The following is a 25,993-nucleotide window of genomic DNA, read 5'->3' on the forward strand; positions in this document are numbered from 1 at the left end:
GAATAAGAATAGTCAAATGAAGGAGCGCCAAAATGACGCAAAGATATGAAGGAATTATTTTCGATATGGACGGCGTATTGGTCGATAGTGAAGAGTTTTATTATCAACGTAGAAAAGCATTTTTAAAAGAATATGATTTAACGATTGAGCAGATTCCGATCGCATTATTTATTGGAGCAGATATGCGGAGTTTATGGGAGACGATTCTTGAAGTTAATGATACAATCTATGATGAAGCTTTCTTAAGTGAAAAATATCATCAATATAAAGAGAAACATCCGATTGATTACACAGACTTGATCGATCCAGATGCGAAACGAGTCTTGCAGTTTTTTAAAAGAAAAGGCTATAAAATTGCTTTGGCCTCTTCTTCAAAGATGGATGTGATTCAAGAAGTATTGAAAGTGGGGCAATTGGCTAGCTATTTTGATGTGATCGTAAGTGGCACACAATTTAAACAGAGTAAGCCGGCACCCGAGATTTATGAGTATACAGCACAAGAGTTAGGTCTGAAACCTGAAGTCTGTCTGGCAATCGAAGATTCTGAAAAAGGGATTCGCTCAGCTCATGATGCTGGTGCAAGCGTCTGGGCCTTGAAAGATAAACGGTTTGGCATGAATCAGCAATTAGCGGATGTCCAGTTGGAGACGTTGAGTGATGTGTGCAAAAAGTTGCAAATGACTGAGAAAGTCGGTTAAACTGACTAATAGGCGGAATAGTTTTGTTACAATATTACAAAGTCAAAACATTTCTTAAAAAAATACAATTAGTTAGTGCTTGATGGACGGGTTTGTGATATAATTTTCTGTAGGTGTTTTTAAGAAAAATTAAGTAGATAAGAGAATATTGTGACGGCAGATAAAGGTGTTTTCGTTATTTATCAGCTGTTGCATATCATATATGGACTAATAAACGGAGGAACCATGAATGAAGAATAATCTGATCATTATCGTAGTTTTAGCTATAATAATCATCGCAGCAGTTTTGTATTTAGTTGGTTATTTTATGAGAAAGAAAAATCAAATGAAACTCGATGATCTGGAAAAGAGGAAAGAAGAACTGTTCGACTTGCCGGTGATCGAAGAGGTCGATGATGTCAAGAAGATGCACATGGTCGGGCAAAGTCAAAACACGTTTAGAGAATGGAATCAGCGTTGGACCGAGATTTCTACTCGTTCTTTTGCAGAGCTAGAAAGTCAGATTTTTGAAGTAGAGAATTTAAATGAAACCTTCCGTTTTATGAAAGCGAAAAAAGCAGTTGCTGAAGCTGATCAGACGATGACTGAGATGGAATCAGAAGTTGAGATCATCCGTAATGGTCTGAAAGAACTGCGTGAAAGTGAAGAACGTAATTCACTTGAAGTTCAAAAAGCGTTAGATGTTTACGAAGAGATCAGTAAATTACTTCATGATGAAAAATCAGAATTTGGTTCTGCTTATCCTGAATTACAAAAACAAATCAAAAATATCGAAATCGAATTTACTCAGTTTGTAACATTGAATACATCAGGAGATCCGATCGAAGCTCGTGAAGTTTTAGAAAATGCTGAACGTCACACATATGAGTTAGATGATGTGATGAAACGGATCCCACCGCTTTATGACGAATTAAATCGGACTTTCCCAGATCAATTAAAAGAGATCGAAGATGGCTACAAACGTCTACTTGCGGATCATTATGTGTTCCCAGAAAAGAATTTTGAAGATGAATTAAGACGTGTTCAAAAACGTGTTAAAAATTCAACAGTCGATTTAGAGAAGACAGAAGTGGATGCAGTTGAAGTAGCTAATCGTGATACAGCTAATGCAATCGATGCATTATATGAAATCATGGAACGTGAGATCAATGCTAAGAAATATGTAATGACCAACCATAAAGTGGTCGGAGATTATATTGCTCATGCATTGAAAAATAATCGTCAATTGATGATTGAATTAGATCATACATCTCAAAGTTATACGTTGAATCATAATGAGTTAGGACGTTCAAGAGGCTTCCAAACAGAAATCGAAGAACTGATCCGCCGCTATGAAGATTTCGAACCAAAATTAAAAGAGCATACGATTCCTTTTTCAGAAGTTCAAGCATTCTTTAAAGATTGCTATAAAATCCTAGATGACATCGAAAATCAACAAGTAGAAATCGATGATTCATTGAAAGATTTACGTAAAGGTGAAAAAGTTGCTCAAGAAAAAGTCGATCAATATGATTTCCGTTTACGCAACATCAAACGTTATGTTGAAAAACAACGTTTACCTGGATTACCAGCTGATTACTTGGAATTCTTCTTCGTAGCAACCGATCGTATTGAAGAGCTAAGCAAGGCTTTAAATAGAATTCGCATCAACATGGAAGAAATCAAAAAACTTTCTGATCTTTGTAATGAAGACTTGGAATTACTAGATAAGAAAACAAACGATTTAGTTAACTCTGCTGCATTGACAGAACAAATGATGCAATATGCAAATCGTTACCGTCATACACATGAAGCAATTCGCGTAGCGATGGAAAATAGTTTAGAACTATTCTCGAAAGAATACAGATATCAAGATGCTCTAGATGAAATTGGGACAGCATTAGAAAGAGTAGAACCAGGAGCATTTAGAAGAATCGAAGATTTCTATTTCAATAATCTTGATGCGATTTAAATAAGTAAGGGTGAGACAAGCGTCTCACCTTTTTATTTTGTTCGATAGGTTGAACTACTAAATTAGAAAGTATATAATAGGAAAGAATTTCAAAAGAAGAAGGTTTTTTAGATGATATATTTTGATAACAGTGCAACAACACCGATTTATCCTCAAGCTTTAGATACTTATATAAAAGTAAGCCAACGTATTATTGGCAACCCGTCTAGTTTACATGATTTGGGTAATCAAGCAAGTCGACTGTTAGAACAGTCACGTAAGCAAATCGCGGATCTGATTCAAGTGAAATCAAATGAGATTTATTTTACAAGCGGAGGAACAGAAGGCGATAATTGGGTATTAAAAGGAACTGCTTTAGAAAAACAGACATTTGGTCGTCATATCATTATTTCAAATATTGAGCATCCAGCTGTTGCTGAAACAGCGGGGCAATTAGCAGAAAATGGCTTTGAAATTTCAATAGCCCCTGTCGATGAACGTGGGTTTGTGAGAGTGGATGAACTGGCCAAACTGATTCGCAAAGATACGATTTTAGTTTCGATCATGGCTGTTAATAATGAAATAGGTTCGATTCAACCCATTCAAGCAATTAGTGATTGCTTGGCAGATTATCCAGCTATTCATTTTCATGTAGATGCGGTTCAAGCAATCAGTAAAGTCGAACAGGAAAAATGGTTGACACCGCGTGTGGATTTCGCAACCTTTTCTGCTCATAAATTTCATGGGCCTAGAGGTGTTGGTTTTATTTATTGGAAACATGGACGTAAACTGCAACCATTATTAAATGGTGGGGGTCAAGAAAGTAATCAAAGAAGCAGTACGGAAAATGTTGCTGGAGTCGTTTCTATGGCGAAAGCTTTACGTCTATATATGGATAAAAAAGCAGATAAACCTGAACATACTGCAACCATTCGCCGCTATCTGATCGAAGCACTGCAAGAATATCCAAACGTGACAGTTTTCTCAAAGGAAACCCCGGACTTTGCTCCTCATATTTTATGTTTTGCTTTAAAAGGGATTCGTGGAGAAGTCTTAGTACATGCCTTAGAGGAAAAACAAATTTATACCTCAACAACTAGTGCTTGTTCTAGTCGTAAAAAATTAGCTAGCAGTACATTACATGCGATGAAAGTCCCTGATTCCTTAGCAACATCCGCTATTCGGGTCAGCTTAGATGAAAGTAATACCATTGCAGAAGCCGAACAATTTATGATAATCTTTAATCAACTCTATAAAAAATTCTCGGTAATAAATGGCTAGAAGAATCAAAAAATCAAGCTTCACAGAAAAGGATTGAAACATTTTGAACTATACTGAAATCATGGTTCGCTACGGTGAACTTTCAACTAAAGGAAAGAATAGAAAGTCATTCATTTCCCAACTTGCACAAAACGTTAAAAGAGTACTTGGCGATTTTCCAGCAGTAAAAATCCATGCTGACCGCGATCGAATGCACTTACTGCTAAATGGTGAAGACAGCGCACAAATTTTGCCTAAATTAGAAAAAGTCTTTGGTATCCAAAATTTTTCTCCTAGTGTTCGGGTAGAAAAAACAATGCCGGCAATTCGAGAAATGGTTCAAACAATCATCAAATCTGCTTATAAACCAGGTCAAACATTTAAAATTACTTCTAAACGCTCTGATCATAGTTTTGAATTGGATTCAAATGAATTAAACCGTGAACTAGGCGGAGCAGTTTTTGAGGTTTTTCCAGAAATTTCTGTACAAATGAAGAAACCAGATATCAATATTCGGGTAGAAATCCGCAACGAAGGTGCCTATCTTTCATATGAAACGATTCGTGGTGTTGGTGGTTTGCCAGTTGGAACTAGTGGTCGTGGCATGTTGATGCTTTCTGGCGGAATCGATTCACCTGTTGCAGGATACTTATCGATGAAACGCGGCGTAGAAGTGGAAGCTGTTCATTTCGCTAGCCCACCGTATACCAGTGAACAAGCACTGCAAAAAGCGAAAGATTTAGCTGCTAAAATCGCGCCTTATGCTGGCAGTATCCAATTTATCGAAGTACCATTTACTGAAATTCAAGAAGAAATCAAACGAGTTGTGCCAGAAGGATATCTAATGACTGTTACACGCCGAATGATGTTACGCTTGACTGATGCGATACGGGAACAAAGAAAGGGCTTAGTCATTATCAATGGAGAATCACTGGGACAAGTGGCTTCACAAACGCTGCAAAGCATGGTCGCCATCAACGAAGTGACCACAACTCCGATTATTCGCCCAGTTGTTTCGATGGATAAAGGCGAAATCATTGAGATTGCTGAAAAAATCGATACCTTCGAACTAGCAATCCAACCATTTGAAGATTGCTGTACAATTTTTGCACCACCTCAACCTAAAACGAGACCAAAATTAGACAAAGCACAAGCTTATGAAGCTCGATTAGACATAGAAGGATTAATGGCTCGCTCAATGGCTGGATTGAAAGTTAGTGAAATAACTGAATCAAGTGAATACGACGAAGAATTTTCCGATTTACTATAAAAGTTGAAAGAACAGACTTGATAACGCTATCGAATCTGTTCTTTTTTATTTATTAGGTTTTTCTAATATCTGCTATTTTTTTCACAAACAAGTTGCTGAGTATCTTCAAGCATGCTAAACTATATATGTGAATTAAGTAACAAGGAGGTTGGAAAATGAAAGAATTACATAAAGAAAAAACAATGCCAAAAGCTACAGCAAGGCGCTTACCATTGTACTTACGCTATTTAAAAATGTTAGGAGATTCTGGTGTAACAAGAATTAAATCAAAAGAATTTAGTGATGTCATTCAAGTGCCGCCTGCGACTATTCGTCGTGATTTTTCTCACTTAGGTGAATTGGGACGGAGTGGCTACGGTTATGATGTGCCATACTTGATCGAAGTTTTTAGTCATATTTTAAATACCCAAGAAGAAAAGCGAATTGCATTGATTGGTTGTGGTAACTTAGGAAAAGCGTTGGTCAAAAATAATTTCAGAAGAAATGAAAACTTGAATATTGTTTGTGCGTTTGATATAGAAGAAGAGCTTGTTGGACTATCAGTTGATGATATAATTATCCAACCAATGGAAAATCTAGCTGAAGAAGTCAAAAAAACAGGTGTGACTGTTGCGATTTCAACTGTACCAAGTCAATTTGCGCAAGAGGCGATTGATAAAATCGTTGATGCTGGCATTACAGCAATTTTAAACTTTGCTCCAGATCGAGTAACTGTCCCGAATAATGTGAACGTTCAATATATCGATTTGACAACAGAGTTGCAAACATTGATTTACTTTGATGAAACTTTCCCACATAAAAATGTATAGAAGGCAAGAACTTTGTCTTCTATCGTTCCTTCCTCTATACTTAACATAGGATGTTTAGCTGTAATGGCGAACTCGTTACATTTTTTTAATTTAGGAGGGAAAATAATGATAGTAACAAAAAAAGGTGAAGAAGTAGAAATTATCGGTACACAACCTGAAGTAGGAGTGAAAGCGCCAAATTTTTCATTAAAAAATTTAAATGACGAAGTAGTGAATCTAAGTGAGTTCACTGGTACTCCAGTCTTGATCAGTGTTGTTCCTGATATTGATACTAGAATCTGTTCTCTACAAACTAAACGTTTCAACGAAGAAGCTGCCAAAGTAGAAGGTGTAAAATTTATTACGATTTCTAATAATACAAAAGATGAGCAAGCAAATTGGTGTGCAGCAGAAGGTGTTGATATGGAAATTTTACATGATACCGAAGGAACATTTGGAGAAGCATACGGCTTATTTATTCCTGCAATGGGACGATTAGCTCGTGGGATTTTTGTGATCGATAAAGACGGTAAAATTGTTTATGAAGCAATTTCTAAAGAAATTGCGGAAGAGCCTGATTATGGTACTGCATTGGATCAAGCAAAAGCAGCTCGCTAATTTTTTTCAAATTGACTTATATTCAATATAAATGTTAAAATAAACCAAAGACCATGATCAAGAGGAGTATTACTGGCATCGTCCTAGAGAGAAAATCATTTGGTGGAAGATTTTCACATAACCAGTAAGAAGGTAGCTTGGGAGTCAATGATTTGAATGTAGTAGATGATTCGAGTAGTGATCGTTACCTCACGAATGAAGCGGTGTCTGATTGTTCAGGCACAATTTAGGTGGTACCGCGTATAATGTTTATACGCCCTAAAATACGAAAGTATTTTAGGGCTTTTTTCATGTTCATCACAGATTGTGAAGCAATCTGATGTTGAACAGTACAAGGCGACTGATAAGAAGCATTGTCACCTTAGTGTGTTGCTTCAACATTCATTTAAATTAAAAACAGAAAGAAGGAACTTGTATGACAGAAGAAAAAAATCTGCCGACAAAATACCAACCCACAGAAGTTGAACAAGGACGCTATCAAAAATGGCTGGATCAAGATTTATTTAAACCAAACGGTAATAAAGAAGCAAAACCATATTCTATCGTAATTCCGCCGCCAAACGTTACGGGGAAATTACATTTAGGTCATGCTTGGGATACGACGTTACAAGATATGATCATTCGCCAAAAAAGAATGCAAGGCTTTGATACATTATGGTTACCTGGAATGGATCACGCTGGTATTGCAACACAAGCGAAAGTAGAAGAAAAATTAGCAGAACAAGATATTTCCCGTTACGATTTAGGTCGTGAAAAATTTGTAGAGCAAGTATGGGATTGGAAAGAAGAATATGCTTCTCATATCCGTGAACAATGGGCAAAAATGGGGCTTTCCTTAGATTATAGCCGTGAACGTTTCACTTTAGATGAAGGCTTGTCAGAAGCTGTCCGCAAAGTCTTTGTTTCTTTATATGAAAAAGAGTTGATCTATCGTGGTGAGTATATCATCAACTGGGATCCAAAAGCGAAAACAGCTTTATCTGATATCGAAGTTATCCACAAAGATATCGAAGGTGCGTTTTACCATATGAGTTATCCACTGACAGATGGTACAGGCGTTGTGGAAATCGCAACGACTCGTCCTGAAACCATGTTAGGCGATACTGCGATAGCTGTTCATCCAGAAGATGAACGGTACCAAGCGATTATCGGAAAAACTGTTACACTCCCTTTAGTAGACAAAGAAATTCCGATCATTGCTGATGAATATGTAGATATGGAATTTGGAACAGGTGTGGTAAAAATCACACCAGCTCATGACCCGAATGACTTTGAAGTAGGTAATCGTCATGATTTACCTCGTGTAAACGTCATGAACGAAGACGGATCGATGAATGATTTAGCTGGCAAATACGCAGGTATGGATCGTTTCGCAGCACGTAAATTGATTGTTTCTGATCTAAAAGAAATGGGTCGCTTGATCAAAATTGAAACCATGAATCACAGCGTTGGACATTCAGAACGTACGGGTGTAGTTGTTGAACCTCGTTTATCCACACAATGGTTCGTTAAAATGGCGCCGCTTGCTGAAAAAGCCATCAAAAATCAAGACACAGAAGATGCAGTAGAATTTTATCCACCACGCTTTAACCAAACATTCTTGCGTTGGATGGAAAATGTTCACGATTGGGTAATCTCACGCCAATTATGGTGGGGACATCAAATTCCAGCTTGGTACCATAAACAAACGGGTGAAATGTACGTTGGCATGGAAGCACCAGCTGATGCGGAAAATTGGACACAAGACTCTGATGTATTAGATACATGGTTTAGTTCTGCATTATGGCCATTTTCAACAATGGGCTGGCCTGATGAAGAAGCAGCTGATTATCAGCGTTATTTTCCTACAAGTACATTAGTAACCGGTTATGATATCATCTTCTTCTGGGTGAGCCGTATGATGTTCCAAAGCTTAGAGTTTACTGAAAAAGCGCCATTTAAAAATGTTTTGATGCATGGGCTGATCAGAGCAGAAGACGGACGTAAAATGAGTAAATCTTTAGGTAACGGAATTGATCCAATGGAAGTCATCGATAAATACGGAGCAGACGCGTTGCGTTGGTTTATGTCAAACGGTTCTACACCCGGTCAAGATATGCGTTTCAGCTATGAAAAAATGGATGCATCTTGGAACTTTATCAATAAAATCTGGAATGCTAGTCGTTTTGTGATCATGAATGTTGAAGGAATGTCTTATGAAGATGTTGACTTTAGTGGTGAGAAAACTGTGGCAGATCGCTGGATTTTAACACGCCTAAATGAAACAGTTGCGCGTGTAACGGACTTATTCGATCGTTTCGAATTTGGTGAAGCAGGTCGTCAATTATATAACTTTATCTGGGATGATTTCTGTGATTGGTATATCGAAATGAGTAAAGAAATCCTTTACGGCGAAAATGAACCTGCGAAACAAACAACTCGTAGTATTTTGGTTCACACACTAGATCAAATTTTACGTCTATTACACCCAATCATGCCGTTTGTGACAGAAGAAATCTGGGAAAATATTCCGCATCAAGGTGTATCCTTAGTTGTTGCTGATTATCCTGTTGTTCATGAAGAATTTTCGGATGAAACAGCTGCTCGCGGGATGGAAGTTTTAAAAGAAGTGATTCGCGCAGTGCGTAATATTCGCGCAGAAGTGAATACACCACTGTCTAAACCAATCACATTGCTAATCAAAACAAATGATGAAGCAGTGGATAAATTCTTGATCGAAAACACAAATTATATCGAGCGCTTCTGTAATCCAGAAGAGTTGACGATTTCAAGTGATATTATTGCGCCAGAATTAGCGATGTCAGCTGTTTTAACAGGAGCAGAGCTATACTTACCACTAGCTGGTTTGATCAACGTGGAAGAAGAAATTGCTCGTCTAGAGAAAGAGTTAGAGAAATGGACGCAGGAAGTTAAACGTGTGCAAGGGAAATTAGCGAATGAACGTTTCGTTTCGAATGCGCCGGATGATGTTGTGGAAGCTGAGAAAGCAAAAGAGAAAGATTATTTAGAAAAACAAGTCGTTGTGAAAGAACGAATTGCACAACTTCGTACAGTGAATTGAAAACAAGAAGTTGAGAGAAAAGCGTCTAGTTCCGAGAAGTAAGAAGGAATTCACGAAAATGACAAGAAACACGGATTTTTTAATTCCGATGTTGAATGATTCCTAATCGGTGTTCTTCACATTTTTGTGATTTACCACTGTTTATTCGGATTTTAAGGGGCTGAGATATAACTCGAAGAGTTATGTCCCAGCCCCTTGTTTATTTAGTTCAACTAATCAAAAAATGATTAAACAAGAACCATAAAGCATATCCGTAAGTTCCAACCGACCAAAATTTAAAGATAACTAAAATTTTCATATATTCTTTAAATGGAAGTTCAGCAAGTCCCGCAACCAAACAGGTCAAATCATCTGGTGCAAAAGGAATCAATAAGGTAACAATCATCAACTTCTTAATCCCTTTTTCAGGACGATCTAACATTCTTTCGAATTTTAAATAACGCTTTTTAGAAAGTATAAGTTGAGCAAATGGTTTACCGTAATATCGTGCCAACCAGTAGACGATAACATCACCGATCATCAAACCAATATAACTATAGATCAATCCAGGAATACTCCCAAACATCAGCATGCCCACTAATGTCGAGATACCACCAGGAAGAATCGGCACAATGACTTGGACTATTTGCAAAAAGATAAAAATCAACACAGCATATTCGCCAAACTGTTTCATAAAATCCTGCAAAGACTGAACAGAATGAAAAATACCTTTATAATAACCGTAAAGTACTAGACCAGTAAAACAAATAACTCCTATAATAGGTAGTGCATAGATAATTCGTTTCAGAATTCTTCTTCCCATGTACGCAGTTTCCTCTCACTGTTAGGCTGATTTTGGTCGTATGAAACGTTTTAGTAGTTGATAAAATAATACGCCCAAAAGAACAGAAATGCTAATCAAAACTCCGATAATAAAATTCCGTTGCCGGTAATGCATCGTAATTTGATGTTCTCCAGAAGTTAATTCAATACCTGTGAAATTGCCTAAAACGGACTTCGCGTTGATTTTTTTACCATCAACTGTGATCTGCCAATTTTTGTCATATGGAATCGCTAAGTAAAGTAATGAATTGTCTGGTTCTGCTACGGTGATTTCTCCAGTCAATGTACCTGAGACTTCCTCTTTAAGTTGGATTGCTTGAGACTTTTGTTTGGCGATAAATGAGTGAAAGGATTCTTGTTTTAAGCTTCTTAATTCGAGTGTGTTATCTTCAAGCTCTTTTTCAGATTCAAGTTGTAATTCAACAACGTCATCTTTTTTGAAGTAACCAAGATTAAATAATTGATTTGTTGCGATATAAACTGCAGGTTGGATTTTTTCACCGTTTACTTTAAATGAAGTGATCTTCTCCCAATTGATTTCTGGTGCATAAAGGTAGAGTTCGCCATTTGCTGTTGTTTTTGTAGTGAGTGTATAATTCTGATCCTCATGAGCTGTCCAAGCTATTTTTTTTGTTTCTTGAAAATAATTTTGCGTATTTTTTTGAATTTGTTGTAAAATATTTTCTTGATTTTTCAACGGTTGATTGTTCGCTAGTTTAAGGTCAGCAAATTCCTGAGGGACTAAAAATCCGATTCCAATTGCCTCATCATTTTCATAAACATTGGTGGAAGGATCAGTTGAACGATTTTCTTGATGTGTTTTTATTTCAGGCGTCAGTTGATAATTCACATTTAAAAGTAAGTTGATTACTTTGGATTCATCTACGTAAGCAATTCTACGATCATTTTTTTGATATAAACCTAAAGCATGTAGTGTATCTTGCGTTTTAGCATCTAAAGTAGAAGTATAACTTGAAACCCCTGCATAGCCATATAAAATTGGATTATTGTAGCCATTATTTTTCTCATTATAGCCAGCAGCATCAGAATCAATTGTTTGTTTTATACGAAATAAACTTGTTTCTTCTTTTTTCAAATCAGAAATGATCTCATCTTGAATTCGATAAGTTTGCGCAAATTTTTCTTGATCACCAAATGGAATATCTTTAAAACTGATCCAAAAATTAAAGACTAATTCAGAACAGACCACTAAAAATAATAGTACATAAATACTTTTTCTGTTTCTTCCTTGCATTTTTTGAATCAAGACAACTAAACCATAAATCAACCAAATGATAAGTAAGCTAATAATAAAGTAATCGTCCGATAACAGAAAGACTTTTTCTTTTGAAAGCTTTAGAGAAACATACCCGACAATCAAAAATAAAGAGAAAAGTAGTGGCACAATGAGACGTAAAGTTGCACCTTCCTTCAATTTAAGAAACGCTTCATAAGCAAATTTAATCATCAAGAAGCTAAAGATAAAGGTATTTCTATACGGAAATCCCGCAGGACTTTGAAACATATGCCAAATCGTATTCACTAGTTCTAGCCAGAAACTCAAGAAAATAAAACCAATCAGAAAGCCTGCTCCAAGTTTTTCTTTTCTAGAAATTGTCGACAGTTGGAAAAAGGCGATAAAAAGTAAAACCATCAAGATACCAGAAAAAATCGTTGGTAAATGTTCTAAACGCCATTCAAAATTAACACTGCCAAGACCTAACTGCGAAAGAAAGTTTAATCCAAAATTGGGCGTAGGTAAAAAGGTTTCCAAGTCAAAGTTGGTCTTTTTTGTTGCCAGCATTCCTTCTACGGCTGGAATCAAAATAAAACTTGTGCTGATCCCTGTAAGAAAAGACGTAACGAAGAACAAACGACCGTCTTTAATAAATTGCCAAATGGATTTCTTTTTAGATGACTCTGTTTTTTGATAGTACCAATAAAGGCTGTAACATACAGCGAAGATGCAGAGCATGTAGCCCATATAATAATTCGTTACGATCGATAGAAATAAGGCTGCCGAATACAGTCCATATTTTTTATGATCCCATAAGTGTTGGATTCCTAGGACAAGTAAGGGAAGTAAAATCAGTGCATCTAACCACATAAAATTTAAACAATAAACCGTCACAAAGCCGCACAGACTATATGAGGTCGAAAAAAGCAAGGTAGAACTAGTTGAGTGTCGATATGTTTTTTGAAGATAGTAAAACATCGAACTCCCCATAAGTGAAATTTTTAGCGTGATGATCAATAAAATTGCGATCGGAAGTTGTTCATATGAAAAAAGTAATACCAAAATATTGAAAGGACTTAATAAATAATACGCACTTAAAGGTAAAATCGTTCCACCTAGCGCATCAGAAAAGGAATAAAGAGAATAAGTCTCTCCTTGAAAAAACTGCTTAAATAAACTTAAAAAAGGCATATATTGTGTCCCTAAGTCACTGACTAAGAGATTGTTATTTCCGAAAGGTGCTAAACCTAAAATCGACCATAGTATGATCAGCAACAAGAATGGAATCAAAAAACTCCCGCTGATCAATAATGTTTTTTTTATTTTTGACATATTTTATACTGCTCCTCTATTCTAATGATTTGTAACTGTTTTAGGATAAAGGTCCAATCAATTATGGAAAATCAAACGAACTACCTGCAACAAATACTATTTTTGAGAATTATCTATGTATGAGAAAGTGTTAGTACCGACCTCTAAGATTCTAGTCTATCACGGGATCAGGTAGTGATGCAAAAGAATCGGTAGTCACTTCGTACATATAGTCTTGTTTATTTTATCACAGTTGTTTTTATTTAAAAGAGCTGCGTCATTTGTTTACTTATTTTTATAGAATAGATCATTTATGGAATTAAAGTCGTTAATTAGTGAAAAGCAACTCAGCTTTCGATATAATAGATAACGAGGAGTTGATAAGATGTCATTAACGATAGAAGAAGCGATCGATTGGATTCATAGTAGACTGCCTTTTGGTTCTAGACCAGGACTTGATCGAGTAGAAGCATTATTGAAAAGAGTTGGTAACCCTGAGGAAAAAGTTCCAACGATCCATATTGCAGGAACAAATGGAAAAGGGTCTACAGTAACTTACTTAAGATGTATGTTAGAAGAATTAGGACTAAAGGTAGGAACCTTTACTTCTCCTTATATCGAGCACTTTAACGAACGAATTGCAATCAATGGACAGGGAATTTCGGACAATCATATCATTCAGTATGTAGAAAAATATCAAGAGTTGATCAAAGAGATGGATCAGCAAACTGAGAGTGCAGGCATTACTGAATTTGAGACTCTAACTGCAATGGCACTTGACTACTTTTTAGATGAAAAAGTCGATATTGCAATCGCTGAAGTTGGACTCGGTGGCTTATTAGATAGTACCAATGTAGTAAAACCAATGTTAACGGCGATTACAACAATTGGAAAAGACCATACAGAAATTTTGGGTGATACTCTTGAAAAGATCGCTTTTCAAAAAGCCGGGATCATCAAAGAAACAATTCCAGTTGTAACTGGAAATATTGGTGAAGAAGCATTTGCAGTGATCGATGAAGTTGCCAGAGAAAAACATAGCAGATTGTATCGTTATGAAAAAGACTACAAAGCAGAATATCGGCATCCAGATAAAAACTGGGGAGAGGTTTTTGATTTTTATGGTGAAGCAGGCAAGCTACCTAAAATCAAAGTTCCCTTGTTAGGTCGCCATCAAGTGGAAAATGCTGCTGTCGCCATTCAGTTGTTTTATCTTTATTGTGAGATACAGCAAATCAATTTTTCTGATAGAGATGTTTATCATGGCTTAGCTCAAGCGCAATGGCCTGCTCGAATGGAAAAAATCAGTGATGAGCCCTTGATTATTTTAGATGGTGCTCATAATGACCATGCAATGCGTCGTTTGGCTGAAAACTTGAAAAAAGAATTTCCAAATCGAGATATCCATATTTTATTTTCAGCGTTATCGTCAAAAAATATCGATCAAATGATTGCCATCTTAAGAAAAGTACCCAATGTCCATTTATATTTGACAACCTTTGATTATCCTAGAGCAATCGAATTAACAAAAATGGAACATTTTGAAGATAATAAGACGGAAATCGTTTCACTATGGCAATTTGGTTTGGGTGAGATTTTAGAAAAAATGTCAGCAGATGATTTGATGTTAGTTACGGGATCACTTTATTTTGTTTCTCAAGTACGGGAATTGTTGTTGAATTTAGGTTCTAATAATGCAAGTTCGCTTTAACGAGTCAACTTCGCTTTTGATATGAAACATGCTAAGATACACAACGAAGAAATGAGGTGATGCCAATAGCTCAAGTGATTACTTGTCGTATGACAAGAGATGTTACTAAGCACTAAATGAAGCATTGCTTCCAACACTACTAGAGATTGGAAAGTACAAAAGCGTTATAAAAACTGTTGTTCATTAAAGATTATACAAGGAGGAAATGATGAAAAAAATTGATGGCGTAATTTTTGATATGGATGGGTTATTATTTGATACGGAACTGATTTATTATCAATCAACACAAAAAATAGCGGATGCGATGAATTTTCCATACAGCAAAGAAGTTTATTTGGAGTTTTTAGGAGTATCAGATGAAGAAGTACAAGAAAATTATCATCGGATCTACCAAGATTTTGGGAAAGAAAAAGTAGATGAGTTTATCCAACGCTCATATGACGATACGTATCAAGTGTTTGAATCAGGTGAAGTTCCATTAAAAGAAGGTGTTTTGGAGTTGCTTGATTTTCTTGAGCAAGAAGAAATTCCGAGAATCGTTGCTTCGAGTAATGTTCGTCCAGCAATTGAATTATTACTAGATGGTGCTGGAATCAAGGAACGCTTTTCAGGAATTGTTTCGGCAGAAGATGTGACTCGAGCAAAACCTGATCCAGAAATATTCCAAAAAGCTCTCGCTAATCTTGGAACAAAAGCGGATAATACCTTGATTTTTGAAGATTCATTTCATGGTGTAACGGCAGCTGATGCTGCAGGGATTCCCGTGATTATGGTTCCAGATTTACTAGCTCCAACGAATGAAATCAAAGAAAAAACCTTAGAAATTTTTGAAAGTTTGACCCAAGTACCAGCCTATTTAAAAAAATAACATTCTCACTCCTTTGCGTATCTTTTATTAGAAGCATGTAAAGGAGTGATTTTTTTGCTTAAAGAAGAAAAACTATTTATTAGGGAAATGCCCGAAGATTGTTTGCCTCGTGAGCGTCTAGAAATCGTAGGGGAGAAGGCTTTATCAAATCAAGAACTATTGGCGATTTTATTAAGAACTGGGTCGAAGAATACAAATGTGATGGAGGTGGCTTCTAAATTCTTGAATTATTTCAATCACTTATACGAATTGAAAAATGCTACACTTACTGAAATGATGGAAATCAAGGGAATTGGTCGCATCAAAGCCATTGAATTAAGAGCTGCTATTGAATTTGGTTATCGAATCCAGCAAAGTACGCAGCTGAAACTGGGAAAAGTTTCTTCTAGCTATCAAATTGCTCAAAATTTGATCTATGAATTACAAGATTTTCAACAAGAGCATTTGGTCTGTTTATATCTAAATACTAAGAATGAAGTTATTAAACAAGAGACTGTTTTTAAAGGGTCACTGAACCAGAGTGTTGCCCATCCAAGAGAAATCTTTCGCAGTGCGGTGAAATATTCTGCAGCTCGTTTGATTCTTGCACACAATCATCCATCTGGCAATCCAACTCCATCTGAAAGTGATATCCTATTCACGCAAAGAATGCAGGAATGTGGAAAAATGATGGGTATCGAAGTATTAGACCATATCATCATCGGAGAACAAGTCTACATCAGTATGCGGGAGGAAAATTTTTTTGCTTCAGATTAACTAGATTTCTTGCAAAATTAAGGGTTCGCATGTACAATGTATGTGTAATCTTGTTTGGGACAATATAGAAGTTTTAATTTTAAAACCCTCTATCGTACACGGGCAATGTTACAATATTTAGTGCTTAAGCACGAGGAGGAACAAAGAATGGAACAAGGAACAGTAAAATGGTTTAACGCAGAAAAAGGATTTGGATTTATCTCTCGCGAAGATGGTAGCGATGTATTCGTACATTTCTCAGCGATTCAAGGTGAAGGATTCAAAACAATCGAAGAAGGCCAATCAGTAAGCTTCGACGTTGAAGATTCAGATCGTGGACCTCAAGCAGTTAACGTTGTAAAAAACTAATTTAATCCATTCCAAAACACTTAGCAAATTTGCTAGGTGTTTTTTTTATGTTGGGATGATTGTATTTGCTGAGAAGAAAGTGGTCTTTTATTTCATTTCTAAGGTAGTCTCTCCTTATATTTTTTTATAAGTGGTGATAAACTTGTTGAATAATTCTTTACTAATATCTACAGCTTTCCTTGGACTAGCGGGCGCTCTTTATCGCTTTCGTGCCTTTACGAATAAGAAATCTTGGAATGGTAGGAGCATTCTGATAACACTGCTTGGTTTTGAATTGTTAGTCATTAGTCTGATAATGATTTAGATCCAAAAATATAATATGAGAAACGTTTAAAAATGAAAATAACAAAAAAGGCATCTGTGATTAACATTCACTAGACGCCTTTAAATCGTATTAGAACTTGAATCGCTCATTTAGGTTGATAACTCCTTAAATAGATTTTTTCAATTCTTTTACTGCTTGTGTAATCGTGATACCATAAGCTACATTTGCTTGGTCATTTGCATCGATGGCCATAAACAAATTTTTCTTTGTATCAAGTGCTACACGGTATTTTAATACTTTATTACCAAATGTCATAATAATTCTCCTTTCTTGATTCTTCTGAAAGGCAACGATATCTGATAACGAAATTCCATGATTACTATAACATGGCTTGTCAGAAGTGTAAAGAGGAAAGTTTTACCCTCAGCAGTATTTTTGATGAAAGCCCTTTTAAGTAGTATAATATAATTAATAAAGAAGGAGGTTTTTTACCATGGGAGAGTCGTATAAGAATATTTTAGTAGCTGTAGATGGTTCGGATCAATCTGAAAAAGCATTTCAAGAGGCAGTAAAAATCGCTAAACGAAATGGTGCAACATTGCACATTTTATCTGTCATTGAAGAAATGGGAAATTATTTTGGCGAACTAACAATGTCAATGGGAACGCTAATGGAAGATCTTCGTACAAGAGAAGAAGAAGAAATGAAAAAAAGAGAGTCAAAAGCTCTTGAAAAAGGAGTATCTCAAGTTTTCACATACGTTATGTATGGCTATCCGAAAACGTTGATTGCTGATTTTACAGAGTCAAAAGAACCAATCGACTTAATTGTAATCGGCAGAACTGGTTTAAATGGGTTTGAAAGATTGATGGTGGGTTCAACGACTTCTTATGTTGTTAACCATACGAAGGCCAACGTTTTAGTTGTAAACAATGTAGTATAGAAATAAAAGAAGCAACTGACAGATTTTTTGTCAGTTGCTTCTTTATATTCAAACTTATGAAGTCATAATCATTGGTAAAATCATTGGATGACGTTCTGTTTTTTCAAATAGGAAAGGTTGTAATGCAGTTGAGATAGCATCACATAATTTCGCTTCTGTGCAATTCTCATCGCGTAAGGCTTCACGAATCGCATTGAATAATAAACGTTGTCCTTCATGAATCATTTCGCCTGATTCTCTCATATAGACAAATCCGCGAGATAAAATATCTGGACCTGCTAGAATTTCTTTATTCTTAATATCTACAGTAGCCACAGCTAAAACTAAACCTTCTTCAGAAAGAATGCGGCGATCACGCAACACAACATTACCGATATCACCGACACCATTACCATCAACATAAACATCATTGGCGTTGAAGTGTCCAGCGACACGAGCATCATCTGCTGTTAAAGCCAAAACATCACCGTTTTCCATAATGAAACAATTGTCTGCTGGCACACCAACATCTTGTGCAAGTGAGGCATGGATTTTCAGCATTCTAAATTCACCATGTACTGGTACAAAATATTTAGGCTTCATTAAGCTCAACATTAATTTTTGCTCTTCTTGGCCACCGTGACCAGAAGTATGGATATTATTGATTTTTCCATGAATAACTTCAGCACCTGCTTCTGAAAGCAAGTTGATCAGACGGTTAACACTCGTTGTATTACCAGGGATCGGTGAACTTGAGAAAATCACTGTATCTCCAGGCTGTACTGAAATCTGACGATGAGTACCGTTTGCAATTCGACTCAAGGCTGCCATTGGTTCTCCTTGAGAACCGGTACATAAGATCATTGTTTCTCCAGCAGGAAGTTGATTCAGCTCACTGGCATCTACAAATGTTCCTTTAGGCACATTGATATAGCCTAAATGTTCGCCGTTAACAATCGCATTTTCCATACTACGTCCGAATACTGCAATTTTTCGTCCAGTTGCAACGGCAGCGTCTGCTGCTTGTTGCAGACGAAAAATATTTGAAGCAAAACTAGCAAAGATGATTCTTCCCTCGATTTTTTCAAAAATCTTTAAAATAGAAGAACCAATGGTTTTTTCTGATTTAGTAAACGTTGGAATTTCCGCATTTGTACTATCCGAAAGCAGACACAAGACGCCTTCTTCCCCTAATTTTGCCATGCGGTGCAAGTTTGCTGGTTCACCAACGGGTGTAAAGTCAAACTTAAAATCTCCTGTTGCAACAATATTACCAGAAGGTGTCTTAACGACTACACCAAGCGCATCAGGAATACTATGTGTGGTTCTGAAAAAGCTGATAGCAGTTTTACGGAAACGAATGACTGTATCTTCATTGATTTCATGTAACTCAGCATCACGTAATAAACCATGTTCATCCAATTTATTAGTGATCAAAGCTAATGCTAACGGTCCAGCATAAATAGGGATATTGGCTTGACGCAATAAGTAAGGTACACCACCAATGTGATCTTCATGTCCATGCGTGATGACTAACGCTTTGACTTTGTGCAGATTTTGAACGATATAGCTGTAATCCGGAATAACATAGTCGATCCCAAGTAAATCATCTTCTGGAAACTTGATTCCAGCATCAATAATGATGATCTCATCTTGAAATTGAACCCCATAAGTGTTTTTCCCGATTTCGCCTAAACCGCCTATCGCAAAAACGCCAGTCTCATTGTTTTTTATATTTACTTTCATATTAAAACTCCGTTAAAGAGAATTCCGCATGTTCTTGCTCATAAGCAAGATGATTTTCATCCAGCGCTTGAATGTATTCAATATTATATGGGGTATTTTCTTCTACTTGTTGGCGCACAATAACATCACTTTCGGCTTCAACGTAAATAGATTTTGTATCTTCTCTTTTTGGGTTTCTTGTTTTTGTTTCTTGATAATAAACTTTATATATCATTGTTTTTTCTCCTTTATCTGCCAGAGCAGTTAATTATTTATTTTTATAAATTTCTTACTGTAATTTTGAACACAACAAAATGAGGTGGCTGTCCACCTTAAAAACAATTGACATCAAAAACAGATGTTGATGATGAAATGAAGCCTCGACTTTGCTTCACTTTACTTGTTTTATGGAAACTGTACTTTCTTTCAACCGTTCATTGTGTTGTGCTGTACAACAATTAAACGTATTTTATCATAAAATAGTGAATAAGTATAGAAACAGACTTGTGACTTTAACGAAAACCTTATTATTCATTTGTTTCATTTAAAGGAGGAATTTTCTTTTTATTAAAATACAAATTAAGACCGATCAGATGTGCCAAAAAAACAAGCGCTAATGTAGTTGTCATGAACGAATTACGTACAATAATACAAGGAATTGCGAAAACAATAAATAAAGTTGTAAATAATTTTACGCGACCTAAAGGCGTGATTTTCTTTTCAACAATGGATTCTTGAATGTATTTTTGGTAATAAGTTGAGTTGATAAACTTCGTATATAAATAATCAGAGCTGCGCATCCAGAAAAATGCCGTTAAGATATAAAAAATCGTTGTAGGCAAAATTGGCAGAAATATTCCTATTGTCCCTAATCCAAATGTGAGACAACCTAAAGAAATATAAAGTATTTTTTTCATTGCTTCGATCCCATCACTTTCATTTTATATTTAGTGTGAAAATTAAAGTAATTCTCATTATACCATAGTAAAAATAGTCCAGTTGATGATTCGAGTGAAAAGTATGTTTTTCGTTTAAATATAATTTACCTAGCTATTGGTTTTATGCTATAGTGAAAGCACTGGGTCAAAAATTGGAATAGGAGATGATTGATTGAAATTGATGTGGCGTTACACGATGAGATATAAGAAATTATTATTTTTAGATTTCATTTGTGTTTTTGGATTTATATTGATAGAACTAGGATTACCAACGATTTTGGCACGAATGATCGATGTTGGAATCAAAAACAATGATTATGATTATGTAAAACAACAAGGTTTGTTGATGATTGTGATCACGGTCATTGGTGTAGCAATGAATATCATGTTAGGTTATTTTGGCGCACGAATGACAACAAATATTGTACGCGATATTCGAGATGATCTATTTGAAAAAGTTCAGACTTTTTCTCATCGTGAATATGAAACAATAGGTGTTTCTTCACTCATTACAAGAACGACAAATGATGCCTATCAAATCATGTTGTTTATGGGAAATATTTTACGAATAGGCTTTATGACACCGATGATGTTTTTTGTCAGTTTATATATGGTTATGCGGACAAGTCCTTCATTAGGCTGGTTTGTTCTAGGCGCATTGCCGTTTCTTTTAGCAGCAGTAGTTGTGATTGCTAAAATATCTGAACCTTTGTCGAATAAACAGCAAAAAAACTTAGATGGAATCAATGGGATTTTAAGAGAGAATCTTTCTGGTTTGCGAGTGATTCGTGCGTTTGTAAACGAAAAATTCGAAGAAAGCCGTTTTAGCAAAGTGAATGAAGACTATACGAAAAGTTCTAAGAGTCTTTTCCGTTTGATGGCAGCAGCCCAACCAGGATTTTTCTTCTTATTTAATATCGTCATGGTCTTGATTATTTGGAATGGTGCACTGCAAATCGATCAAGGCGGCTTATTAGTTGGAGATTTGATTGCCTTTATTGAATACATTTTCCATGCACTATTTTCGTTTATGTTATTTGCAAGTGTCTTCATGATGTATCCTCGTGCAGCTGTTTCAGCTCGTCGTATTCAAGAAGCATTTGATATGGAACCTGTGATTCGTGAAAATGAAGCAGGCGTCACTGAAACTGAGACAAAAGGGTATTTAGAATTTAAAAATGTAACATTCGCTTATCCTGGACACTCAGAAAGTCCTGTTATTCGAGATGTGAGCTTTACAGCTTCGCCAGGAGAAACAGTGGCCTTTATCGGTAGTACTGGGAGTGGAAAATCTACATTGATTCAGTTGATTCCGCGTTTTTATGATGTTTCTGAAGGACAAGTGTTACTGGATGGAGTAGATGTACGTGATTATAAATTAAGTACATTACGCAATAAAATCGGCTATATTCCGCAAAAAGCATTATTGTTTACTGGAACGATCGCAGAAAATATGCGCTATGGTAAAGAAGATGCCACAATAGAAGAAATGGAATTAGCAGCAGATATTGCCCAAGCAACTGAGTTTATTTCACAAAAACCTGATGGATATGATGAACTTCTTTCAGAAGGCGGAACAAACTTCTCTGGTGGTCAAAAACAACGTTTGGCGATTGCCCGAGCGGTCATTCGTCGTCCAGAAGTTTATATATTTGATGATAGTTTTTCAGCACTAGATTATCAAACGGATGCGAATTTAAGAGCACGTTTGAAAAAGGAAACAACAGAATCCACTGTTTTGATCGTAGCACAGCGTGTAGGAACGATTATGCATGCTGATAAGATCATTGTGTTAAATGAAGGGGATGTCGTTGGCATCGGTACCCATCGTGAATTACTTGAGAATTGCCCTATCTATTATGATATTGCTGCTTCTCAATTGTCAGAGGAGGAATTAGCATGAAAAACGCACTTTCTTCCATTCGACGCTTAGGTAGATATATTGGACCTTATAAAGGTACCTTTATCTTAGTCGTTATTTTCACGATTTTGACTGTTGCTTTTAATGCGGCTTTGCCGTATGTTTCAGGTCTGCCTATTACGGAGATCAGTAATAATGTTGCAGCAGGTGAGGGCCTGAACTATTCATATATTATTCAGTGTTTGATTTGGATATTAGTTGTTGGATTAGGTTATTGTGCAGCACAATTTTTATCTGGGTATTTGATGGCATCAGTTGTTCAACATTCTATGCGTGATTTGCGTCGGGATATCGATGAAAAAATCAATCGTTTACCTGTTTCTTATTTTGATAAAAATCAACAGGGAAATATTTTGTCTCGCGTCACGAATGATGTTGATGCCGTTAGTAATGCCATGCAGCAAAGTTTTATCAACATTGTTTCGGCTATTCTTGGGATCGTGATGGCCGTTGTCATGATGTTTTATATCAACTGGCTGATGGCGCTGATTTCGATTGTGATGATTCCATTATCTTTATTGATATCTAAAACAATCGTTGGGATTTCACAGAAATATTTCCAAGGGATGCAAAACGCACTAGGGAACTTAAATGGTTATGTTCAAGAAAATATGACTGGTTTTAGCGTGTTAAAATTGTATGGGCGAGAAAAAGAAACGTTAGATGGCTTTAAAAAAGTCAATCATAACTTAAATAATTTTGGATTTAAAGCGGCCTTTATTTCTGGGTTGATGCTTCCGTTGGTTCAGATGACAGCGTATAGTGCTTATATTGGTATGGCAGTTTTAGGAAGCTACTATGTTATAACGGGTGTCATCGTTGTTGGTCAACTGCAGGCATTCATTCAATACATTTGGCAGATCAGCCAACCAATGGGAAATATCACTCAATTGTCTGCTGCATTACAAAGTGCTTCAGCGGCAACGACACGTGTGTTTGAAATTTTAGATGAGCCAGAAGAAGAATTAAATGAACACGATGTTCCATTGCCAGAAAATGTGCAGGGGGCCGTTCACTTTGATAATGTCAGCTTTAGTTATGATCCTGCAAAACCATTGATTAGAAATTTGAATTTTGAGGTTCAAGCAGGACAAACGGTTGCTATTGTTGGTCCAACAGGCGCAGGGAAAACAACATTGATCAACTTATTGATGCGTTTTTATGATGTGACTGAAGGGGCGATCAAAATCGATGGTATTGATACGAAGACGATGGATAGAAGTGATGTTCGTTCAGTCTTCGGGATGGTCTTACAGGATGCATGGTTATATGAAGGAACGATTGCCGACAATATTCGTTTTGGTAAGTTAGATGCGACAGATTATGAAGTTGTTGATGCGGCTAAGACAGCCAATGTTGACCACTTTATCCGCACGATGCCAGATGGCTATGAGATGGAAATCAATTCTGAAGGAGATAACGTTTCTCTAGGACAAAAACAATTACTGACGATTGCTAGAGCAGTGATTTCTGATCCAAGGATTTTGATTCTTGATGAAGCAACAAGTTCTGTTGACACTCGTTTAGAAGCCTTGATCCAAAAAGCGATGGAGCGAGTGATGGAAGGACGCACAAGTTTTGTGATCGCTCACCGCCTATCAACTATTCGTGAAGCCGATTTGATTCTCGTAATGAATCAAGGTGAAATCATTGAAAAAGGGACACATAATGAACTATTAGAGCAAGGCGGTTTTTATGAAAAATTGTATAACAGCCAATTTGCTGAAGATGGCGATTACGATTAATAACTCTAAAGGAAAGACAAGCCGATTGGGTGTCTTTCCTTTTTTGTGCTATTAAAATCTTAAAAAGCGTATCTAGTGAAGTATTTAAGTTTAATTTGGTATACTAACTATACTAGAAGAGGTGAACGATATGACAAAAGAATATTTTATTGCAGCAAGTGCTGATGTTTATGGTGAAGTGAAACTTGCTAAAGATGTGAGTATTTGGTTTCAATCAGTTCTAAGAGGCGATAATAATTCCATTACTATTCAAGCTGGAAGCAATATTCAAGACGGCACAGTGATCCATGTTGACCAAGATGCGCCTGTTATGATAGGTGAGAATGTAACGATCGGCCATCAGTGCATGCTTCATGGCTGCACGATAGAAGATGGCGCGTTGATCGGGATGAGTAGCACGATATTAAATCACGCAGTGATTGGGAAAAATAGTTTGATTGGAGCAGGTTCACTAGTTACTGAGGGAACACAAATTCCACCAAATGTTTTAGCATTTGGCCGACCAGCTAAGGTGATCCGTCCATTGACAAGAGAAGAGATTCGTAAGAATAAAGAAAATGCTCAACACTATGTTGAACTATCAAAAGAATTTAATGATGGAAAAATAGCAAGGATGATTTGATTTTTTTCCTGTTACTAAACGTTTATCTTTCGAAAAAAGCTTACTATACTGTTAGACTTATTTTATAAGAAAGAGGCGAAGAATCATGTATTTAAAAATTAGCGATGCAGCTCAAGTCAAACTGACCCCTTACATTGAAAATAAATCAGTGATTATTTTAGATTTAGATGATGGTGTTGGAAAGTATTCTAAAATGGGTGTGTGTTCACTTGACACAAGTTTTCGTATTTTGATATTGGATCAACTACAAGAAAAAACAGATTTTGGATTGGTGTTAGATTCAGATATTGGGGCTATTTACATCAAGGATTATTCTAAACGGTATTTAGATGAAGAAATGACGTTGGAGGTTGATCCTCGCTTACAAGTTCTTAAGCTTAAAAGTCCTAGTGGTACTTTAGATGGCAATGTGCCAATCGTAGATTTACGAACAAAACAAAATAGATGACAATAAACATAAGCGGGATATGACTCTTCAGGTCATATCCCACTTATGCTGAATCCAGATGAAGGATGAGGTTGGGACAGCGCTTATGTCCCAGCCCCATCCTCTTTTAATCGGGTCTAGTCAAATCAAACAGACCATCAATATGAGCATAGGTATTACCAGCTAATCGAGCGATCGGGTTGAATACTTCTGGTAGAATGTATTCATTGTCTTGATCAAAGACAATTTCATCAAAATAAAAATCGGTAATTTCGACAATAAATAAGTCAGTAATAATTTGATCTTCATGATCTTTGATAGGAACATACTGATGTAGACGCGCTTCCATACGAATCGGTGCAGCTGTGATTCCAGGAACTGAAACAGATTTACTGGCAGTTGTTTCAATCGTATTTACAACGATTTCACTTTGGTCAGGTCGTAAAGAAGCGGCTGTTTGATTCATTGATTCAATCACTTGATCATTAACCAAGTGGATGACGAGTTCCTTTGTTTCGAGAATATTTCTAGCAGTATCTTTTACTTCGCCATTTCGTCTAAGAATGGATAAGGTGACCAATGGTATATCGGCAGCAGCTGCGTTGAAAAAGCTAAAAGGTGCTGCATTTATAATTTTATGCGCATCATCCATTGTTGTTACCCACGCAATTGGGCGCGGAATGATACTGCCAGACAGAAACTTATATGCTTGTTTTTGTGATAAGTATTTCGTTGAATAATGTAGCATAA

23 protein-coding genes and 1 other annotated feature are annotated in these 25,993 nt (G+C 36.3%); of the genes, 16 read left to right on the plus strand and 7 right to left on the minus strand.

Going from position 1 to position 25,993, the window contains the following annotated elements:
• The first annotated feature begins 32 nt into the window (after window positions 1-32).
• The 7 genes from A5821_RS15495 (at window position 33) to A5821_RS15525 (ending at window position 9,625) form a co-directional block, all read left to right on the plus strand.
• The gene (locus tag A5821_RS15495; protein ID WP_086315612.1) at window positions 33-698 is read left to right on the plus strand and encodes an HAD family hydrolase; all 666 of its coding nucleotides are present in this window, start codon (window positions 33-35) and stop codon (window positions 696-698) included.
• Window positions 699-927: 229 nt separating this feature from the next.
• Complete coding sequence (ezrA, locus tag A5821_RS15500; protein WP_086315613.1) at window positions 928-2,649, plus strand: septation ring formation regulator EzrA; 1,722 nt, start codon at window positions 928-930, stop codon at window positions 2,647-2,649.
• Between the two features lie 111 nt (window positions 2,650-2,760).
• On the plus strand, window positions 2,761-3,909 hold the full coding sequence (locus tag A5821_RS15505; protein WP_086315614.1) for a cysteine desulfurase family protein: 1,149 nt from the start codon (window positions 2,761-2,763) through the stop codon (window positions 3,907-3,909).
• A gap of 43 nt (window positions 3,910-3,952) precedes the next feature.
• Complete coding sequence (thiI, locus tag A5821_RS15510) at window positions 3,953-5,158, plus strand: tRNA uracil 4-sulfurtransferase ThiI (RefSeq protein WP_086315615.1); 1,206 nt, start codon at window positions 3,953-3,955, stop codon at window positions 5,156-5,158.
• A gap of 155 nt (window positions 5,159-5,313) precedes the next feature.
• On the plus strand, window positions 5,314-5,967 hold the full coding sequence (locus tag A5821_RS15515; RefSeq protein WP_086315616.1) for a redox-sensing transcriptional repressor Rex: 654 nt from the start codon (window positions 5,314-5,316) through the stop codon (window positions 5,965-5,967).
• A 105-nt stretch (window positions 5,968-6,072) separates the two neighbouring features.
• Window positions 6,073-6,564 carry a thiol peroxidase gene (gene tpx, locus A5821_RS15520; RefSeq protein ID WP_086315617.1) on the plus strand — a complete coding sequence of 164 codons (492 nt, stop codon included), beginning with the start codon at window positions 6,073-6,075 and terminating at the stop codon, window positions 6,562-6,564.
• A 44-nt stretch (window positions 6,565-6,608) separates the two neighbouring features.
• Window positions 6,609-6,828, plus strand: a binding site (T-box leader).
• A 151-nt stretch (window positions 6,829-6,979) separates the two neighbouring features.
• Complete coding sequence (locus tag A5821_RS15525; RefSeq protein ID WP_086315618.1) at window positions 6,980-9,625, plus strand: valine--tRNA ligase; 2,646 nt, start codon at window positions 6,980-6,982, stop codon at window positions 9,623-9,625.
• Between the two features lie 208 nt (window positions 9,626-9,833).
• Here the strand turns inward: A5821_RS15525 and A5821_RS15530 are convergent, their stop codons facing one another.
• Together A5821_RS15530 and A5821_RS15535 are read right to left on the minus strand one after the other, a co-directional pair.
• Window positions 9,834-10,427 (minus strand): TVP38/TMEM64 family protein, encoded by a 594-nt coding sequence (locus A5821_RS15530; protein ID WP_086315619.1) that lies wholly within the window; start codon window positions 10,425-10,427, stop codon window positions 9,834-9,836.
• A gap of 21 nt (window positions 10,428-10,448) precedes the next feature.
• Window positions 10,449-13,016, minus strand: coding sequence for a YfhO family protein (locus A5821_RS15535; protein ID WP_086315620.1), 2,568 nt, complete (start codon window positions 13,014-13,016; stop codon window positions 10,449-10,451).
• A 364-nt stretch (window positions 13,017-13,380) separates the two neighbouring features.
• On the opposite strand from A5821_RS15535, the gene A5821_RS15540 reads away from it, so the two are divergent.
• The 4 genes from A5821_RS15540 to A5821_RS15555 all read left to right on the plus strand — a co-directional run bounded on the left by A5821_RS15540 (window position 13,381) and on the right by A5821_RS15555 (window position 16,678).
• Entirely contained in the window at window positions 13,381-14,706 is a 1,326-nt protein-coding gene (locus A5821_RS15540) for a bifunctional folylpolyglutamate synthase/dihydrofolate synthase (protein WP_086315621.1), read from the plus strand.
• Between the two features lie 205 nt (window positions 14,707-14,911).
• Window positions 14,912-15,574, plus strand: coding sequence for an HAD family hydrolase (locus A5821_RS15545; RefSeq protein ID WP_170923055.1), 663 nt, complete (start codon window positions 14,912-14,914; stop codon window positions 15,572-15,574).
• Between the two features lie 87 nt (window positions 15,575-15,661).
• A complete protein-coding gene (radC, locus tag A5821_RS15550; protein ID WP_170923067.1) occupies window positions 15,662-16,330 on the plus strand; it encodes a RadC family protein in 669 nt (222 codons plus the stop codon).
• A 147-nt stretch (window positions 16,331-16,477) separates the two neighbouring features.
• The gene (locus tag A5821_RS15555; protein ID WP_010760372.1) at window positions 16,478-16,678 is read left to right on the plus strand and encodes a cold-shock protein; all 201 of its coding nucleotides are present in this window, start codon (window positions 16,478-16,480) and stop codon (window positions 16,676-16,678) included.
• 430 nt (window positions 16,679-17,108) lie between these two features.
• Here the strand turns inward: A5821_RS15555 and A5821_RS15560 are convergent, their stop codons facing one another.
• Window positions 17,109-17,258, minus strand: coding sequence for a hypothetical protein (locus A5821_RS15560; protein ID WP_086315625.1), 150 nt, complete (start codon window positions 17,256-17,258; stop codon window positions 17,109-17,111).
• A 178-nt stretch (window positions 17,259-17,436) separates the two neighbouring features.
• Here A5821_RS15560 and A5821_RS15565 point away from each other — a divergent pair, with 178 nt between their 5' ends.
• Window positions 17,437-17,886 carry a universal stress protein gene (locus tag A5821_RS15565; protein ID WP_086315626.1) on the plus strand — a complete coding sequence of 150 codons (450 nt, stop codon included), beginning with the start codon at window positions 17,437-17,439 and terminating at the stop codon, window positions 17,884-17,886.
• 54 nt (window positions 17,887-17,940) lie between these two features.
• Here A5821_RS15565 and rnjA read toward each other — a convergent pair whose 3' ends face one another.
• From rnjA to A5821_RS15580, 3 genes are all read right to left on the minus strand, one after another.
• Window positions 17,941-19,611: a ribonuclease J1 gene (rnjA, locus tag A5821_RS15570; protein WP_086315627.1), complete on the minus strand. Its 1,671-nt coding sequence runs from the start codon at window positions 19,609-19,611 to the stop codon at window positions 17,941-17,943.
• 1 nt (window position 19,612) lies between these two features.
• Window positions 19,613-19,825, minus strand: coding sequence for a DNA-directed RNA polymerase subunit epsilon (locus A5821_RS15575; protein ID WP_086315628.1), 213 nt, complete (start codon window positions 19,823-19,825; stop codon window positions 19,613-19,615).
• Between the two features lie 292 nt (window positions 19,826-20,117).
• Window positions 20,118-20,507, minus strand: a complete 390-nt coding sequence (locus tag A5821_RS15580; RefSeq protein WP_086315629.1) for a YbaN family protein — start codon at window positions 20,505-20,507, stop codon at window positions 20,118-20,120.
• Between the two features lie 193 nt (window positions 20,508-20,700).
• On the opposite strand from A5821_RS15580, the gene A5821_RS15585 reads away from it, so the two are divergent.
• From A5821_RS15585 to A5821_RS15600, 4 genes are all read left to right on the plus strand, one after another.
• Complete coding sequence (locus A5821_RS15585; RefSeq protein ID WP_086315630.1) at window positions 20,701-22,431, plus strand: ABC transporter ATP-binding protein; 1,731 nt, start codon at window positions 20,701-20,703, stop codon at window positions 22,429-22,431.
• Complete coding sequence (efrB, locus tag A5821_RS15590) at window positions 22,428-24,194, plus strand: multidrug efflux ABC transporter subunit EfrB (protein WP_086315631.1); 1,767 nt, start codon at window positions 22,428-22,430, stop codon at window positions 24,192-24,194. Before A5821_RS15585 ends, efrB begins: the two co-directional genes overlap by 4 nt.
• Before the next feature lie 130 nt (window positions 24,195-24,324).
• Window positions 24,325-24,816, plus strand: coding sequence for a gamma carbonic anhydrase family protein (locus tag A5821_RS15595; RefSeq protein ID WP_086315632.1), 492 nt, complete (start codon window positions 24,325-24,327; stop codon window positions 24,814-24,816).
• An 85-nt stretch (window positions 24,817-24,901) separates the two neighbouring features.
• Window positions 24,902-25,264: an iron-sulfur cluster biosynthesis family protein gene (locus A5821_RS15600; RefSeq protein WP_086315633.1), complete on the plus strand. Its 363-nt coding sequence runs from the start codon at window positions 24,902-24,904 to the stop codon at window positions 25,262-25,264.
• A gap of 106 nt (window positions 25,265-25,370) precedes the next feature.
• On the opposite strand, the gene A5821_RS15605 is transcribed toward A5821_RS15600, so the two are convergent.
• Window positions 25,371-25,991: a flavin reductase family protein gene (locus A5821_RS15605; protein ID WP_086315634.1), complete on the minus strand. Its 621-nt coding sequence runs from the start codon at window positions 25,989-25,991 to the stop codon at window positions 25,371-25,373.
• Between the last annotated feature and the right edge of the window lie 2 nt (window positions 25,992-25,993).

The sequence above is a fragment of the Enterococcus sp. 7F3_DIV0205 genome (assembly GCF_002141365.2).
Classification (GTDB): Bacteria; Bacillota; Bacilli; order Lactobacillales; family Enterococcaceae; genus Enterococcus_L; species Enterococcus_L palustris.